The 14,833-nt window shown below is 55.9% G+C and carries 10 protein-coding genes; 2 read left to right on the forward strand and 8 right to left on the reverse strand.

Annotation, left to right across the window (positions count from 1 at the left end; translation table 11 throughout):
- Position 1: 1 nt before the first annotated feature.
- Complete coding sequence (gene fucR, locus ACOTX2_RS11840) at positions 2-751, reverse strand: L-fucose operon activator (RefSeq protein WP_023298593.1); 750 nt, start codon at positions 749-751, stop codon at positions 2-4.
- Between the two features lie 76 nt (positions 752-827).
- Positions 828-1,694 carry a glutathione-dependent disulfide-bond oxidoreductase gene (gene yghU / locus ACOTX2_RS11845; RefSeq protein ID WP_023306934.1) on the reverse strand — a complete coding sequence of 289 codons (867 nt, stop codon included), beginning with the start codon at positions 1,692-1,694 and terminating at the stop codon, positions 828-830.
- A gap of 183 nt (positions 1,695-1,877) precedes the next feature.
- Here yghU and gss point away from each other — a divergent pair, with 183 nt between their 5' ends.
- Positions 1,878-3,740, forward strand: coding sequence for a bifunctional glutathionylspermidine amidase/synthase (gene gss / locus ACOTX2_RS11850; RefSeq protein WP_045623048.1), 1,863 nt, complete (start codon positions 1,878-1,880; stop codon positions 3,738-3,740).
- Positions 3,741-3,792: 52 nt separating this feature from the next.
- On the opposite strand, the gene pgaD is transcribed toward gss, so the two are convergent.
- The 4 genes from pgaD to pgaA are packed head-to-tail and all read right to left on the reverse strand — an operon-like array spanning position 3,793 to position 9,932.
- Positions 3,793-4,227 carry a poly-beta-1,6-N-acetyl-D-glucosamine biosynthesis protein PgaD gene (gene pgaD, locus ACOTX2_RS11855; protein WP_063147396.1) on the reverse strand — a complete coding sequence of 145 codons (435 nt, stop codon included), beginning with the start codon at positions 4,225-4,227 and terminating at the stop codon, positions 3,793-3,795.
- Positions 4,224-5,555: a poly-beta-1,6-N-acetyl-D-glucosamine synthase gene (gene pgaC / locus ACOTX2_RS11860; protein ID WP_063147397.1), complete on the reverse strand. Its 1,332-nt coding sequence runs from the start codon at positions 5,553-5,555 to the stop codon at positions 4,224-4,226. The genes pgaD and pgaC overlap by 4 nt, the downstream gene beginning before the upstream one ends.
- Positions 5,548-7,485: a poly-beta-1,6-N-acetyl-D-glucosamine N-deacetylase PgaB gene (gene pgaB / locus ACOTX2_RS11865; protein ID WP_063147398.1), complete on the reverse strand. Its 1,938-nt coding sequence runs from the start codon at positions 7,483-7,485 to the stop codon at positions 5,548-5,550. Before pgaB ends, pgaC begins: the two co-directional genes overlap by 8 nt.
- Before the next feature lie 8 nt (positions 7,486-7,493).
- Positions 7,494-9,932, reverse strand: coding sequence for a poly-beta-1,6 N-acetyl-D-glucosamine export porin PgaA (gene pgaA / locus ACOTX2_RS11870; protein ID WP_063147399.1), 2,439 nt, complete (start codon positions 9,930-9,932; stop codon positions 7,494-7,496).
- Positions 9,933-10,601: 669 nt separating this feature from the next.
- Here pgaA and ACOTX2_RS11875 point away from each other — a divergent pair.
- The gene (locus tag ACOTX2_RS11875) at positions 10,602-11,129 is read left to right on the forward strand and encodes a helix-turn-helix transcriptional regulator (protein ID WP_045308383.1); all 528 of its coding nucleotides are present in this window, start codon (positions 10,602-10,604) and stop codon (positions 11,127-11,129) included.
- A gap of 61 nt (positions 11,130-11,190) precedes the next feature.
- Here the strand turns inward: ACOTX2_RS11875 and ACOTX2_RS11880 are convergent, their stop codons facing one another.
- Positions 11,191-14,238 (reverse strand): autotransporter outer membrane beta-barrel domain-containing protein, encoded by a 3,048-nt coding sequence (locus tag ACOTX2_RS11880; RefSeq protein WP_063843662.1) that lies wholly within the window; start codon positions 14,236-14,238, stop codon positions 11,191-11,193.
- A 114-nt stretch (positions 14,239-14,352) separates the two neighbouring features.
- Positions 14,353-14,667, reverse strand: a complete 315-nt coding sequence (locus ACOTX2_RS11885) for a lipoprotein (protein WP_003862457.1) — start codon at positions 14,665-14,667, stop codon at positions 14,353-14,355.
- Positions 14,668-14,833: the final 166 nt, after the last annotated feature.

Genomic DNA, 14,833 nt, shown 5'->3' on the forward strand with positions numbered 1-14,833 from the left:
ATCATCGCGTCAGGCCGTCTCTGGCGGCCTGACATTTATCGCTCTGAATAATCTGTGTCACCTGCGACAGCTGACCGATTTTCACTTCGCTTGCCCGCATAAATTTACTTTTGTCGATCAGCAGCAGCGACTGGCTGGCCCGGTTTAACAGCAGCGCCTTAAAGCCCGCGTTGTGCTCGGACGGATCCCAAAGGACGCCATGCTCATCAACCCCTTCACACGAGAAGATAAACAGATCGATCTCCAGCCCTTTAAGCTGCGTCACCAGCGCCGGATTAACATAGCAGCGATACTTACGCTCAAGCGTTCCGCCGGAGCAGATAAGCGTGATCCGCTCGCGCTTTGCCATCTCGTGGCAGACAGGCAGGCTATTGGTAAACACGGTGAGTTCGATATCCGGAAGCTGGCGCGCCAGATGAAAGCAGGTCGAGCTGGCGTCGAGGGCGATGGTCATCCCTTCGCTGATCCAGCCCAGCGCGTGTCGGGCAATATCGGCTTTGTCGGCATAATGGCTTTTCAGGCGTGCGCCAAAGGGTTCACCGCTGTCGCGGCTGTCCGGGTGAATCAGACGCGCACGCCCGTGCTGGCGCAGAAGTTTCCCCTGCTGCTGTAACGACTTCAGATCCCGGCGGATCGTCTCTTTGCTGACGGAGAGCTTTTCAGCCAGGGCATCGGTGGTCAGCCAGTCACTTTTACTCAGCAGGGTGATGATGCTCTGCTGTCGGGTCGCTTTTAGCGTCTGGTCTGACATTCGAGGATCCTTGCTCACGCGTGCTGACTCATTTTTCTCATCGCAGAAGAGGGGCGGCGAACCGCCCGGTCATGGGTCAATCCTGACGTTTATCTTCCGTCTGGGTATCGAAGTCGCTCGCTGAATGGCGCTCATGCAGCTGCTCGTTCAGCTCGCCGTTGGTGCGGTTAACAATGCGCCCGCGTTTAACGGCCGGGCGATTCGCCACATCTTTTGCCCAGCGCTGCACGTTGGTGTACTTCCCGGCGTCCAGGAATTCGGCGGCGTTGTAGACGCTGCCCAGCGCCACGCAGCCAAACCATGGCCAGACTGCCATATCCGCAATGGTATATTCCTCACCCGCTACATAACGACCGCGCCCCAGTTGCTTGTCCAGCACGTCGAACAGGCGTTTAGCTTCCATGGTGAAGCGATCGATAGCGTACTCAATCTTCACCGGCGCGTAGTTATAGAAGTGGCCAAAACCGCCGCCGAGGAACGGGGCCGCGCCCTGTAACCAGAACAGCCAGTTCAGGGTTTCCGTACGTCCAGCCGGATCTTTTGGCAGGAAGTGACCAAATTTCTCGGCCAGATAGAGCAGGATATTGCCGGATTCAAAGACGCGCGTCGGCGGGGTGGTAGAGTGGTCACGCAGTGCCGGGATCTTCGAGTTCGGGTTCACGTCGACAAAACCGCTGGAGAACTGATCGCCCTCACCGATGCGGATTAACCATGCGTCGTATTCCGCGCCCGTCACGCCCAGCGCCAGCAGCTCTTCCAGCATGATGGTAACTTTCTGTCCATTCGGCGTACCCAGAGAGTACAGCTGGAGCGGGTGCTCGCCCACAGGCAGCTCTTTCTCGTGCGTAGCGCCCGAGACGGGACGGTTGATATTGGCGAACGCGCCGCCGTTATTCTGTTTCCATTCCCACACTTTCGGTGGCTGATAGGTGTTATCTGACATGTTGGCCTGCCTTTTTGGTGTTGTGTTGAGGCAGTGTAGCAGGAGATAGGGGAACCGTTTAACGATGCGAGCGTAATGGGCAGGGCGGGTGTATGATAACGCCACCTCTGTCAGTTAATTACAACGTGCAGACGACGACAACCCCACAAAAAAATTGCCGCCTGCCTGTTTTAGGTTGGACACATGCGTAAAGGAACATTAAGCAGTGACGCACCCTTCGGGACGTTATTAGGTTATGCGCCGGGTGGCGTGGCGATTTACTCTTCAAATTACGGCAGTCTCGATCCGCGGCACTACCCGGAAGACGCGGAATTCCGCAGCTATATCGGCAACGAATACATGGGCCATAAATGGCAGTGCGTTGAGTTTGCGCGCCGTTTCCTGTTTCTCAACCACGGGTTTGTCTTTACCGATGTCGGGATGGCGTGGGAGATCTTCTCCCTGCGTTTTTTACGCCAGGTGGTGAATGACAACATCCTGCCGCTACAGGCCTTTGCTAATGGCTCGAAGCGCGCGCCGCAGGCCGGTGCATTGCTCATCTGGCAAAAGGGCGGTGAATTTCAAGAGACCGGCCACGTCGCCGTCATCACCCAGTTGCTGGACGACAAAGTGCGCATTGCCGAGCAGAACGTTATTCACTCCCCGCTGCCGATGGGGCAGCAGTGGACGCGCGAGCTGCGTCTGAGCGTTGAGAACGGTTGCTATACGCTTCATGATACGTTCAGCGATACCGAGATCCTTGGCTGGATGATCCAGACGGAGGAGACGGAACACAGTATACCTCAGCCGGAGATCGACGGTGAGCTGCTGAAAATCAGCGGCGCGCGGTTGAAGAACAACCGTCAGTTCGACGGAAAATGGCTCAATGAAAACGACGCCCTGCAACAGGCGTACGTTCGCGCGAACGGCCACGTTATTAACAACGATCCCTGCCAGTACTTCACCATTACCGAAAGTGCCGAGCAGGAGCTGATCAAAGCCACCAACGAACTGCACCTGATGTACCTTCATGCCACCGACAAGGTGCTGAAAGACGACAGCTTACTCGCGCTTTTCGACATCCCGAAAATTCTCTGGCCGCGTCTGCGCCTCTCCTGGCAGTGGCGTCGTCACCATATGATCACCGGTCGTATGGATTTCTGCATGGATGAGCGCGGCATTAAGGTTTACGAGTACAACGCGGATTCCGCCTCCTGCCATACCGAGGGCGGGCTGATTCTTGAAGAGTGGGTGAAAAACGGCTATCGCGGCACCGGCCACAATCCGGCGGAAGGCTTGCTGGAGGAGCTGACCGGCGCCTGGAAGCACAGCCACGCGCGGCCGTTCGTCCATATCATGCAGGACAACGATATCGAAGAGGATTACCACGCGCTCTTTATTCAGCGCTCGCTGATCCAGGCCGGGTTTGAAACCAAAATCCTGCATGGACTGGGCGCGCTGAGCTGGGATGCCGCCGGGCAACTGATTGATGATGAAGGCCGTCACGTCAACTGCGTATGGAAAACCTGGGCGTGGGAAACGGCGATCGAGCAGATCCGCGAGGTGAGCGAAACCGAGTACGCCGCCGTGCCCATCCGTACCGGTCACCCGCAAGGTGAAGTGCGCCTGATTGACGTCCTGCTGCGCCCGGAAGTGCTGGTCTTTGAACCGCTGTGGACGGTGATCCCAGGTAACAAGGCGATCCTGCCGGTGCTGTGGCAGCTGTTCCCGAACCACCGTTACCTGCTGGATACCGATTTTGAGGTGAATGCGCTGCTGAAACGGACAGGCTATGCCGTTAAACCGATAGCCGGACGCTGCGGGAGCAATATCGATCTGATCGGCGCCCAGGATCAACTGCTGGACCAGTCCAGCGGCAAGTTTGTTGACCGCAAAAATATCTACCAGCAGCTATGGTGCCTGCCAAAGGTTGACGGCAGATACATACAGGTCTGCACCTTTACCGTGGGCGGAAACTATGGCGGAACCTGTCTGCGTGGGGATGACTCGCTGGTGGTGAAGAAAGAGAGCGATATTGAACCGCTGATTGTGGTGAAGGATAACTAATTCATACCCGCGACAAAAAAGCCCCCGCCGGATAACCTGCGGGGGCTTTTTCTTACTCTTCTTCCTCTTCCTGCTGCTCGCTGATCTTCAAATCAATGATCCGGCCGATCTGGTCATGATAGACCGTCAGCAGGTTGTACTGGCTCATCTCGGACATAATGTGCGGCGTGACGTTAAAACTTTGGGCAAGCTCGTCATGGCGCAACATTTGCGGATGACGCCGCCTCACATGCGCGCGGCGGCGATTGTACTGATACCACAGGATCAGCAGCCAGCCGTTGAACGCGGCAATCAGCAGATAAACCAGCACTGTATTAAAGGAGGCGATAATCACGCTCCAGCGGTGATCGCTCGCCTCGGTTAACTGCATCCACAGCCTGGCATACAGGAAAAACAGGAATCCTCCCCAGGCTATCAGCGTTAATGCGGCATCGAAAAGACGCGGTGCCAGCCGATGTTCAGTCAAAATTAACGTATTCTCGTTCATTGAATGCTCCCTTTTCCCCGGTCCGGACTGATCCAGCGCGCGCGGGCGCGTTTACGTTTAAGCATGACTTTCGGAAATGCCACGAGGGTGGTAAACAGGCCAATCATCCAGTACACCATCGGGAACCAAATCACCCAGAACAGCGAGCCTGCCACTTTCCGCTCGTAGCGCCGCTCGATATACAAACTGACGAGGAATTGCAGCAGGCACATCACCCCCAGCAGCAGCCCGGTAAACGCCGGGGGAAACAGACTCGCAACGGCCAGGTTCGCGGGAAGAGGGATAATATGGCTAAGAATGAACAACACCACGGTCGCTCCATAGGCAAACGCCCACAGCGTTGATAGCGCGTACTCGAGAAACAGGGGCCACATCCGATGATGCTCCCAGCGGGCCATTTTGCGCAGGTTAACCAGAAACACCTCTGCACCGCCCTGAGCCCAGCGCAGACGCTGTTTCCACAGCCCCTTGATCGTCTCCGGCATCAGGATCCAGCACAGCGCCCGCGGCTCGAAAAAAATATCCCAGTGGCGCAGCTGAAGCTTCCAGCTTATGTCAATGTCCTCTGTGATCATATCCGGGCTCCAGTACCCTACATCCGCCAGCGCCTGTCGGCGAAAGGCGGCGATGACGCCGGAGACCGTAAAGACCCGGCCATAGATCCGCTGCGTTCGCTTGATAAGACCAATAATGGAAGAAAACTCGCCCACCTGAATACGACCAATCAGCGTTGAGCGCGTGCGAATACGCGGATTTCCGGTGACGGCCCCAACGTGGGGATACTGAATCAGCGGTGCCACCAGATACGCGGCCGTATCGCGATCGAGCAGGGCGTCGCCGTCAATGCAGACCAGCAGATCGCCCCGGGCCGCCGCCGCACCAGCCTTGAGCGCCACGGCTTTCCCCTGATTCTCCGCGAGATTAATCACCCGCAGGCGCGGCTGCTCCTGCGCCAGTTGATGCAGCACCTGCGCGGTATTGTCCGAAGAGCCGTCGTTGATGGCGATAACCTCAACATTCCAGTACCGCTGACCCAGCGCGGCGCTAATGGTCTCCCGTGCGTTGCGTTCCTCATTAAAGCAGGGAATAAGAATCGAGATTAACGGTTCACCGGCTAAGGCAGGCGCGGGTGTTGCGTTATCCCACGACCAGTGCCGTTCAAGCTGAAACCAGAAATAGAGGCCGCCGGTTACCCAGAGCACGGACATAAACAGCGGCCAGAAAAAGACAAAGTCCAGAATCAGTTCGCCGGTAAACAGCGCGGCTACGCCTAACGGCAACCCGAATACCAGACACAAAATAGAGAAGGCGATAATGCGATCAGTCATTGTCAGGATACCAATACGAAGAAAATTCAGGCCTGATACGCGAAATATCAGGTTGGTTGTTGAGGAAGTCGTCGGGGTAATAACCGTAATTTTTGATGCCGTTCAGCTGGAGCACCTGCATCCACTCCACCAGACGTTCATCGGCTACGGCACGCTGCGGTTTCTGCGCCCAGTCCCTGGTCTGTAGCTCAAAAATCGTTTTATTCAGCGCGCCGGGGCGTGCGGCGACGGCGTTGACTAAACGCGTCAGCCAGGCATTGCTCTCTTCTGCCGGGACGGACTCCATCAGTGGCATTGCCATCGGCACCGTCCAGTCGTAGGCCGACAGAAAATCATCCAGATTTTGCGCAAACCACGCTTCGCTTTCGGGCTGCAGAATGGGGAGGGCGAACATATTGCGCGCGGTCTTGATCTGCGGGCCACGGATGTCCTTCACCGTCTGGCTCAGGGTGCGGGTAAAGCCGATAAGCTGCTGGCTTTTCTGGCGCGTCGTCTTCTGCCCGGCATCGTCAACGTCCGTCAGCACCGCGTCGTCATGGAACAAGATCCCGTTGAAGCTGGCATAGCGGGCCAGATCTTCATAGATCTCCGTCACCTGCTGGCGAACCTGCGCACTCCATGGGGAGAGCCGGATATAGGGCTCGGCGGCCACGGTCAACTCTCCCGTTTGGCGATCCCGGCGCTGCACGCGCGGCAGGGCTGGACTGAGATCGAAAGAGAGGACCGGCATCCACGCAAAGACTTTCACTCCCGCGCGGGTTTGTAGCTGCCAGGCGACAAAATTAAAGAGATCGGCCCGGACCGGAAGCCGGCGGTTGGGGAAATAGAGCGCGCCGATCCTGCCGTCGCCCCGCGGATCCGAAAACGCCTGGAGAAACACATGGCTGATTTTCATGTCGTAGACCCGCTGGACGAGTTTGTTGATGTTTTTCGTCTGCTGGGCCGGATCGGGATCGTAGACATAATCGAGATCAACATGCATGACGCGCACCGGGTCAAACTCCTGAACGCGGCTAACCGTGTTGGCAAAGGTTTTTATCGACGGATTTCCGGCAATCAGCAGGCGCGGGATGTTGCCGAGGTCGCGCACGTTTCCCAGCCCGTCCTCCAGGGTAAAGGCCAGCTGATAGCCCTGTTTCTGGGCGATAGCGAGCGACGTTCCGTTGGCAGCCCCATAGGGCCACACCCAGGCACGCGGCGCTTTTCCCGTCACCTGGGTGATTTTATCGGTGACTTTGCGTACGTCTGCGGCGATCCGCTGGTTGAAGTGTTCATCGGTTTCGTAATGCCCCGTCGCGTTATCATAAAAACGGCTGGCGATGGCGGGTTCACGGCTTCCCTGCGGGTTGGCCGGAATGCCGTAATGCGAGGCCCAGGTATGCGAGCCAATCTCAACCAGCGGGGACTGGCTGAGCTCGCGAACCATATCCCAGGTGGCAAAGCGATCGCGGGGCGTCATCAGACCGCCGAAGTTAACTTTTTGATTTGCCGGCGTATCCACCCAGCTGCCCACCGGCGCCCACAGCGCAGGAACGTTCCAGGCCTGAAGCAGGGGCCAGACCCGGGTGTAAAAGCTGCTGTAGCCGTCATCAAAGCTGAGCAAAACGGCTTTCGGCGGCAGCGCTTTTTTTTCTTCATGCGCATCCAGAATGTCCTGCACGCTGATGGCGTGATAGCCGTTGTGCAAAAGCCAGCTTATCTGCTCGTTTAAGGCGCTGGTGCGAACGGAGAGGTAGCGCTGATCGGCGGCATCATCTTCGACGTCGTGGTAGGCCAGGACCAGAAACTGATTCTCCGGCCAGGGTTTGCTGGCCTCCAGCTGCGGCCTCTCTTCAGGGGCCATAAAGGAGAGCGGCTGCGCGCAGAGGCTCGCGCTGAGGCAGAGCCAGCCGATGACGATCAGGCTTACAGAAAAACGTGTATTCAGCATATTCATCCTTAAAAGCGTAAAGTCGCATCTAACGTGACGGAGAGATTGCTCTCGCGTTTGCCGTCGTAAGGGCGTTTATCCCAGTTCAGCATCACGCCAGTATCGACAACGTTGTTCCACTGAATGCGTTGCCCGTAACCCAGCAGGGTAATGGCGCCAGGCGACTGATTTTTCTGCCAGTAGCTGCCGCCGCCTGCCACGAACTGCTGGCTCCAGAGGGTGTCGTAGTGGCGGTACATCTCATGGTCAACGGACAGGGCTGCCGTCACGGACAGATCCCGTGCCGGGTTGTAATAGAGCGTATTCCGCAGGCTGTTTTTACTGGCGGCGATCTCCGGTTCGAGATCCAGCGTCAGGGTCGGGGTCTGCCAGAGACGCTCTTTCCCAGAGAGGGTGTATTCCTGACGGCGGTTGTGGTCTGAGAAGCGGCTGACGGCGGCGTTGAACTGGTATTCACGTCGCTCGTTTTGATACCAGCGCACCCCACCTTCACCCCGGTTGGCACTGATCCCATTGCGTAATGCCCGTAAGGGTGTCGCGCGTGATAAGCGCTCGAGGCTACCGCTGACCTGCCAGTTATCACTCAGGCTGTAGGTTGTTGAGAGCCGTGCACCCGGCCTGTTTGTGCCGTGATAGCGGTTGCTGGAGAGCTCGGCTTCGAGCGTGAGGTCACGTGGGCGCCACTCAACGCCGCCCAACAGGTGGCGGCTGATGCCTTTACCTTCGTCGAAATTCCCCTGTGCATAGCGGGCGCCAGCAAATAGCCGCCAGTTATCCGCCACGGGTGGGCCATAGAGCGTGGCGTCCCAGCTCATGTCGTGGCTACCGCTGACGGGGTTATCTGAGTGCAATCCTTTACCCGCGTTCAGACGCAGCTCTGACATATGGTGGACCGCTCTGAGCCTGTCCAGGCGGCGGGCGCTGCGATCGGCGGGGGCGCGAGCAATTACGTCATCAGCCAGTAAATCCATCTGGCGCCACTCCTGAAGGTCCATTGCGACGTAAGCCTGCTGTTTTTCAAGCTCCAGATTCGTGGGTTCGAGCGCCTCTGCTCGTTTAAGCTTTTGCTCGGCCGCGCGCGGCAGGCCCCTGGCCTGAAGCAGGGCGGCATAATCAATCTGTAATCCCTGATTTCCCGGCGCCGTTGACGCCAGACGATACGACAGCTTTCCGGCTTCCGACAGGGCGTTGGTCGCCAGCAAATAGTTAAGTTTGAGTGACTGTCCGGTGAGCCACCGATCGTTCGGCTGAGCGGTCGGGGATCCGAAATCGTAGCGGGTCCAGGGAACGCTGCGGGTCTCGCGCTCAACGTAGCGGCGGGCGGTTTGATACTGCCCCGTATCCAGCCAGGCGTAGAAAAGCGCATGCTCCTCATCCTGCGGATCGGAGGCGTAGTGTGGATAGCGTTGTACAAGCGAGAAGGCGGCGACGGTGTTTTTCTCCTGCAAATATGCAGAGATCACCCAGCCGATGGCCCAGTCCGGCACCGGATGCTGTGCGGTCGTCAGCGCCTCATATTCGCTAATAACCTGCCGGTAATCACCCTGCGCATACAGCGCGCCAAGCCGATCGATACGGGCAAGGATGATGTCTTCAGCCGCCTGCGGTTCGTTTTGCCAGCGGGAAAGCAGGACGTGATAGCGATCTAATGCGTTTTGTGCCAGCCGCAGCCGCTCTTTCTCCGTTCTGCCAGGCACATCCGCCAGGCGTACCTTTTCAGCCGCGGCGTTACGCTCAAGGCGGCGACGCTCCGCGGGAGACATTGCTGCGCTTTGCGACAGCCAGAGTGCGGGCGTGCTTACCCGGTTATCCGTTAACGCATCGATCGTCTCGCGAAGAAGGGCGTTATTCCCTGGTGCGGCGTTTAGCGCGCGCATGTCCGCCAGCAGCCGGTCCCCGTTTTTTCCCTGGCGCATCCAGACATAGGAGAGCGTCTCAAGGTGCGCGGGAGAAGGATCGTCCTTAACCAGCTGCCGGGCTTCCGAAAGCGCGAGGCGATCTCTGCGGGCATCGGCCAGGGTCTTAACATAGCCGATGCGGTAATCGTCGTTATCCGGCGCAAGGCTGAGCGCCTCTTTCCACAGCGATAAGGCGGATGGCCAGGCTTTTTGGTTTCTTCTGGACTGGGCGACAGCAGCGATGGCGCGAGCGGGCAGCGGCATATAAATACCATAACGCTGCCAGACTCGAATAACCTCATCATCGCGTCCTGCCCAGGAGGCTACCTGTAACCAGTCCGCAACCTGTCCAGGTGTTAAAGCATGCTGTTGCTCATAGCGCTGTAGGTAATCAAGAAACAGAGCGTAATTACCGTTACGTGCCTGTTGTATCTGATGCTCATAAACGGATTCATCAGCCTGAACCAGAACAGGAAAGAGTAAAAGCAGGAGCAATAATATTGTGGTGCGATAAAAGAATAACGTAGTGAAGCTAAGCGATCTTTCCATATCTATTTGCCATTTGTTTATCGTGAATCCATTGCATAACACGGCCGCCTTTTAACTCTGCGTTAAAGGGCATAAAGGAGAACATTAAATCTGAATGATGCTACGTTATGGGGTACTTACTTAAAGGTAATTATGCGCCCTCATCTCAGTGGTCTGATTGGACTTAATGTACACCCGATGTGTTGGGGGATAAATAAGTTGAAAAGCGGCTGGGAGGTTTTGAGATAATTCTGGAAGAAGTAAGTTTTTTAGATAATTCAGTGCAGGATTGTTCTTTTTAAATGATTGATATTAAATGTTTTTTTTCTTTGCTGTTTGCAGTTTTTTTATATTTGAAATGAAGTTCTTCTGAGTTAATTAAAGTACTTTCCGGTGCATGTTTGGGAAGTTTCATGACAAAAATTCTTAATGTTCAGAGAAGTGACTTTTCTGAAATTCTTTTTTATTTATAATTAACGCCAGGCATTGAGTGATAGTCTGCAAAAAGTCTAGCTCACCAATGTCATATTGAGGGATGATCAAAGCCAGAAAACATTTGCCGTTAATGTAAAGCGCTATAAACGAAAGCGTCCTTGTTTCTTAAGAGGCGGGCTTGCTTTAATCTAAAAGGGATGATTAGTGGCGACTTCAATAGTGTTAGTGACTCAGGATTGTTTCCTTGTCAGGGGGATGCGGCTATTTTTCCCGGATATAATTTGCCTCTGTTCGATAGACAGAAACATATTTGATACCGACGCAAATGAATATACTGTACTGATTGATAGCCGTACGCCGCTCCGTTTATATGATTACCTGATACGCCATCCGGCCAGAACGAGAAAAACCATCTGCTGCGTTATGCTGGATATGCGCCCTCGAGAGGAGGATCTGCACAGTATGAAGCTGTTTATGAACACGTCGCTTACGCCTCCGGATATGGCGTCGTTATTCAATCTGGTGCTTGATATGAAAGGCTGGCGTCTGACAACCAAATGGCTGCTTAACTTACGGCTGAGTAGACATGAAGCGATAATGCTCCGGTTGCTGAAGGCAGGGAGGTCAATGGAAGAGATTGCAGATAAGCTGAATATGTCGGTTAAAAGCCTCTATCGCAAGCGAACGGCGCTATCGGAGCGGTTAGGGGCAGGGAACTTCAACGAGGCGTGTTTGTTTATCTTCAAAAACAAACTGCTGGACGCAGCTGGGAACGATCCCTAGCTTCGTCAGAAGCCAAAAGCACAAACCCGCCACGAGGGCGGGTTCTTTTAATGGAAATAATTCAGAACGACCAGCGCAGATTGGCGTTCACCGAGTTGACGCGGGTATCCGCACCATATTGTCCCTGGTAACCCACATCCAGCGTCGCAGCACGCGACAGCTGTACGCTCACGCCGATATCACCCACCATTACGTCCTCATCCACGGCTTGCCCCTGAGTAATGAACGCGTCGCTGCCCGCAAACGCCATGCGCGAAGAGGTATTCTTATCGCCATAAGCGTGCTGCCAGCCCAGCGAACCGTAGAGGTTAACGTTCTTCGGCAGCTCGGTCACACCGCGCACCCCGAGTGTGGAATAGAAGGTGTTCATCGTTTCGTTACGGACGCTCAGCGCAGCGGCACCGCCGTCTTCCCTGAAGCTGTCGGTATGCAGCCGGATGTACGATAAATTGACGAACGGCTCAATATTCCTGTCTGGCTGACCGAAACGGTAGCCCGCTTCGGTAAACGCCAGCAGCGAGTTAGCGTCGTAATCTGACTTCAGCCGATCCGAGAAGCCGCTGAAATCAACATTGCGCTCGCCCTGGATCTTGTGCCAGGTGTAACCCAGCGCGCCGCGAAGGGAGAACGCATCCTGTTGACCCGCCGCATACAGGCCAAGGTGATAGTTGTCGGTATCCGTTGAGGAGCGACGGCTGTCGACGTCGTAATCACCCCGGCTGTAGCCGAAGTAGCCGCCGACACGCACGTTATGGTCCGCCAGCTTGCGATCTGCCCCCAGCAGGAAGCCGGTGGTGTTGCCGTCCAGCTTGCCCACGTTTCCGTCGCCGCTGTTTCGGCTCCAGGAGCTGAAGGTCTGGCCCCAGACGCCATTGTTTTGCGGCTCCGGCTGCTGCACCAGCGACATGGCTAACGGTGGGATCGGCAGGCTGTCGTTATCAAACGCGCGCTGCATACGCTGGTTTAACACGTTAAACACCTGCGTGCTGCCAGCGATCAGGTTGGACTGCATTGATGGATAAACTTCACCAGACAGCTGGTTGAACGCCTCGCGCGCTTCCGGCGCGCTCAGCAGAAGCAGCGAGTTATACAGCGCCAGCGACGGGCCACTTTGCGTCAGAGTGGAGAGCGCGCCAGCGGTATTCCACTGGTTGCTGCTTTGGGCCACGGTCTGGAAAATGCCCGGCTTGCCGCTGCCCGGGTTTTCTCCACCCGGGTTCTCACCACCCGGGTTTTCACCGCCAGGATTCTCACCGCCCGGGTTTTCACCTCCGGGGTTTTCACCGCCCGGGTTCTCGCCTCCGGGATTTTCACCGCCCGGGTTCTCGCCCCCAGGATTTTCACCTCCGGTCTCTTTCTGCGCGATGGTCAGATCGACGGCGTTGGTGCTTTGCTCAAGCGCCACGTCCAGGAAGGCGGATTTGGAAATCGCTCCGGCGAACTCACCGTCAATTCCCCCGTCGGAGGTCAAAATGCGGTAGCTTTGGCCCGTTTTATAGCTGGTTTGCGGATCCAGCGCGGTGACCTGTACCTTAGCCCGATCGCTGATGGTGGTTTTGCCCGATACCAGTAGCTGGTCGCTGCTGCCATCGCCCGCGATATCCACGTCATAGAAGGATTCGCCGATAAAGTTCAGATAGCGTTTCAGCGTCAACGTACCGATATTGCCGTCGCCAGGCGAGATATGCCCGCCAGACAGGATCTCGGTCTGGCCCAGCGTGCCGTTGCCGCCCAGCGTGCCGCCGGACTTGATTGACGCGGCGCTGCTGTAACCGACCCCGTCGCTGACGTCTGAACCCGCCGTCGCGTTGAGGATTAGCGTACCGCCGTTCTCGGCGCTAAGCGTCTGAACATCAAAAATATCGTCTTCTGGCTGGGTATTAATATTGCTGGCAATGATAACTTTACCGCCCCGCGCGGTTACGTTCGCCTTGAGTGCGGAAAGATCGCCGTTCAGCGTCGTTTGCCCGGAGGTGTTGATCACATCACCTTCACCGCTCATCGTGTTGCTGAAGATGTAATTTCCGTCGGTATGGTTGAAGTAGACATAGCTGCCGAACAGTCCGCCACGCAGGCTTATTGCCGTCTTCGCATCGAGGGTACCTGCGCCGCCCGCCGTGCCAAGCGTTGGCTCAGTTAAACCCGTGCCGGTGTCCATATTGCCGCGGCTGCCGATGATGAGCGCACCCCGGTTCGAGCCGGAACCCGATGTCCCCACGATCAGCGCATTGCTGCCAGCGGAAAATGAACCGCCGTCAATCACAGACAGCACGCCATTGCCGTAATCGCCCACGCTCACGCTGCTGCCGCTGGTAAAGCGCGAGTCCTCGCCCGCAATAACCAGCTCGGCGGTTTTCCCTGCCCCGGAGACGCCTGCCACCTGCACGCCGCCAACGTTAACCGCTCCGCCGTCCAGTACGTCCAGGTCGCCATAAAGCGTCAACGTACGGCCAACGTTCCACTGTGAGCCACTCCCCGTGACGGTGGCTTTCGGGCTCAGCGTGTCGGTTTCACCCGGTCCGGTACCGTTGCCGATGCGTGCATCGTAAGCGGTATTGAGCGCAGCGCCGTCTTCAATCGCAAGCGTGGAGCGTGCGCCCAGATCGGTGCCTACGCTGAGAAAATTACTGGTCACACGAGAGCCAGCACCCGTGGCGATAAGGTGGCTGTCGTAGCCGCGGGTGGTGCCGACAACAATCTCCTTTGCACTCGCCAGCGCGCCCTCTTCGACTCGCAGGGTGCCGAGGCCAAGATTCAGGTCGCCGCGCAGGACGTACCGATCGTTCACCGCGTTAAGCTCAGCGTCTGGCCCACGGACCGTGACCACGCTTTCATAAATTTTGCCGTCGAACAGCCGACCGATATTGATGTTATAGGCGGTGATTTTGCCATTATCGATCAGCAGGTTTCCGCGTTGGTTACGTCCAACATAAACATCTCCGGTGTAACCCAGCGTTTCGGTAATACGCGCGTCGCCATCAAAAAAGGCATCGGCTGCACGCGCGATATCGGCAGGTAAAAACAGTAACAGCGGCGCGGAAAATAGAGCGAGGTAAAGTCTGGAAAGCGGCGTCTTAACCGCTAAAGCATGCGATGTAGAGTTATTCACGGGCTATCTCCGTACTCATTAGCGTGATGTCTGGAAAATCGTTTTTATGAAAACTCAGATACGTCAGAAAATGTAAAAGGCGTTATTTATGTACGCCTTTTGATGCGGCGTTAATTATTTATGTGTGACAACAGGTGTACAGGTTGGCGCGCTTAGCGTCGGTGCGGATCCTAAAATCCCCGGCATCATCATTGATGAACAATCGAAAATACGCCCTTTTTCTGTCGTGGCGCGATAAGACAGTTTTTGTCCTCCCAGTGCGTCCGGCTGGGCGCCATTAACGTTGGTCACGGTTATTTCATCCGATGAGCCCAGTCCCAGCATTTTAGCGGTCTCCGCTTGCAGGAGTGGAATAGCCTGATCGGTTTTCAACGTGGAACAACCGGCTAGCATCAACGTAACGGTTAAAACGATTAGTGGTTTTTTCATAAATTATCCTTGATATCCAACCAGTTAATTTCACTGATTGTATTTATGTTTTCTTTTACCCAAATCAGCGAATAATATATTTCTCTTTCCTAATCGAAAAAACCCTCCTAAAGTAGGGTGGGTAGATAATAATTCATCTGTACTCTAAGATATGCGAAGGTAAAAG

This window comes from Enterobacter cloacae complex sp. IR5412, assembly GCF_049237385.1.
Taxonomy (GTDB): Bacteria; Pseudomonadota; Gammaproteobacteria; order Enterobacterales; family Enterobacteriaceae; genus Enterobacter; species Enterobacter intestinihominis.

Coding starts and splice junctions, on each gene's coding strand:
- fucR (WP_023298593.1), bottom strand. CDS start 751: ATGTCAGACCAGACGCTAAAAGCGACCCGACAGCAGAGCATCATCACC.
- yghU (WP_023306934.1), bottom strand. CDS start 1,694: ATGTCAGATAACACCTATCAGCCACCGAAAGTGTGGGAATGGAAACAG.
- gss (WP_045623048.1), top strand. CDS start 1,878: ATGCGTAAAGGAACATTAAGCAGTGACGCACCCTTCGGGACGTTATTA.
- pgaD (WP_063147396.1), bottom strand. CDS start 4,227: ATGAACGAGAATACGTTAATTTTGACTGAACATCGGCTGGCACCGCGT.
- pgaC (WP_063147397.1), bottom strand. CDS start 5,555: ATGACTGATCGCATTATCGCCTTCTCTATTTTGTGTCTGGTATTCGGG.
- pgaB (WP_063147398.1), bottom strand. CDS start 7,485: ATGCTGAATACACGTTTTTCTGTAAGCCTGATCGTCATCGGCTGGCTC.
- pgaA (WP_063147399.1), bottom strand. CDS start 9,932: ATGGAAAGATCGCTTAGCTTCACTACGTTATTCTTTTATCGCACCACA.
- ACOTX2_RS11875 (WP_045308383.1), top strand. CDS start 10,602: ATGCGGCTATTTTTCCCGGATATAATTTGCCTCTGTTCGATAGACAGA.
- ACOTX2_RS11885 (WP_003862457.1), bottom strand. CDS start 14,667: ATGAAAAAACCACTAATCGTTTTAACCGTTACGTTGATGCTAGCCGGT.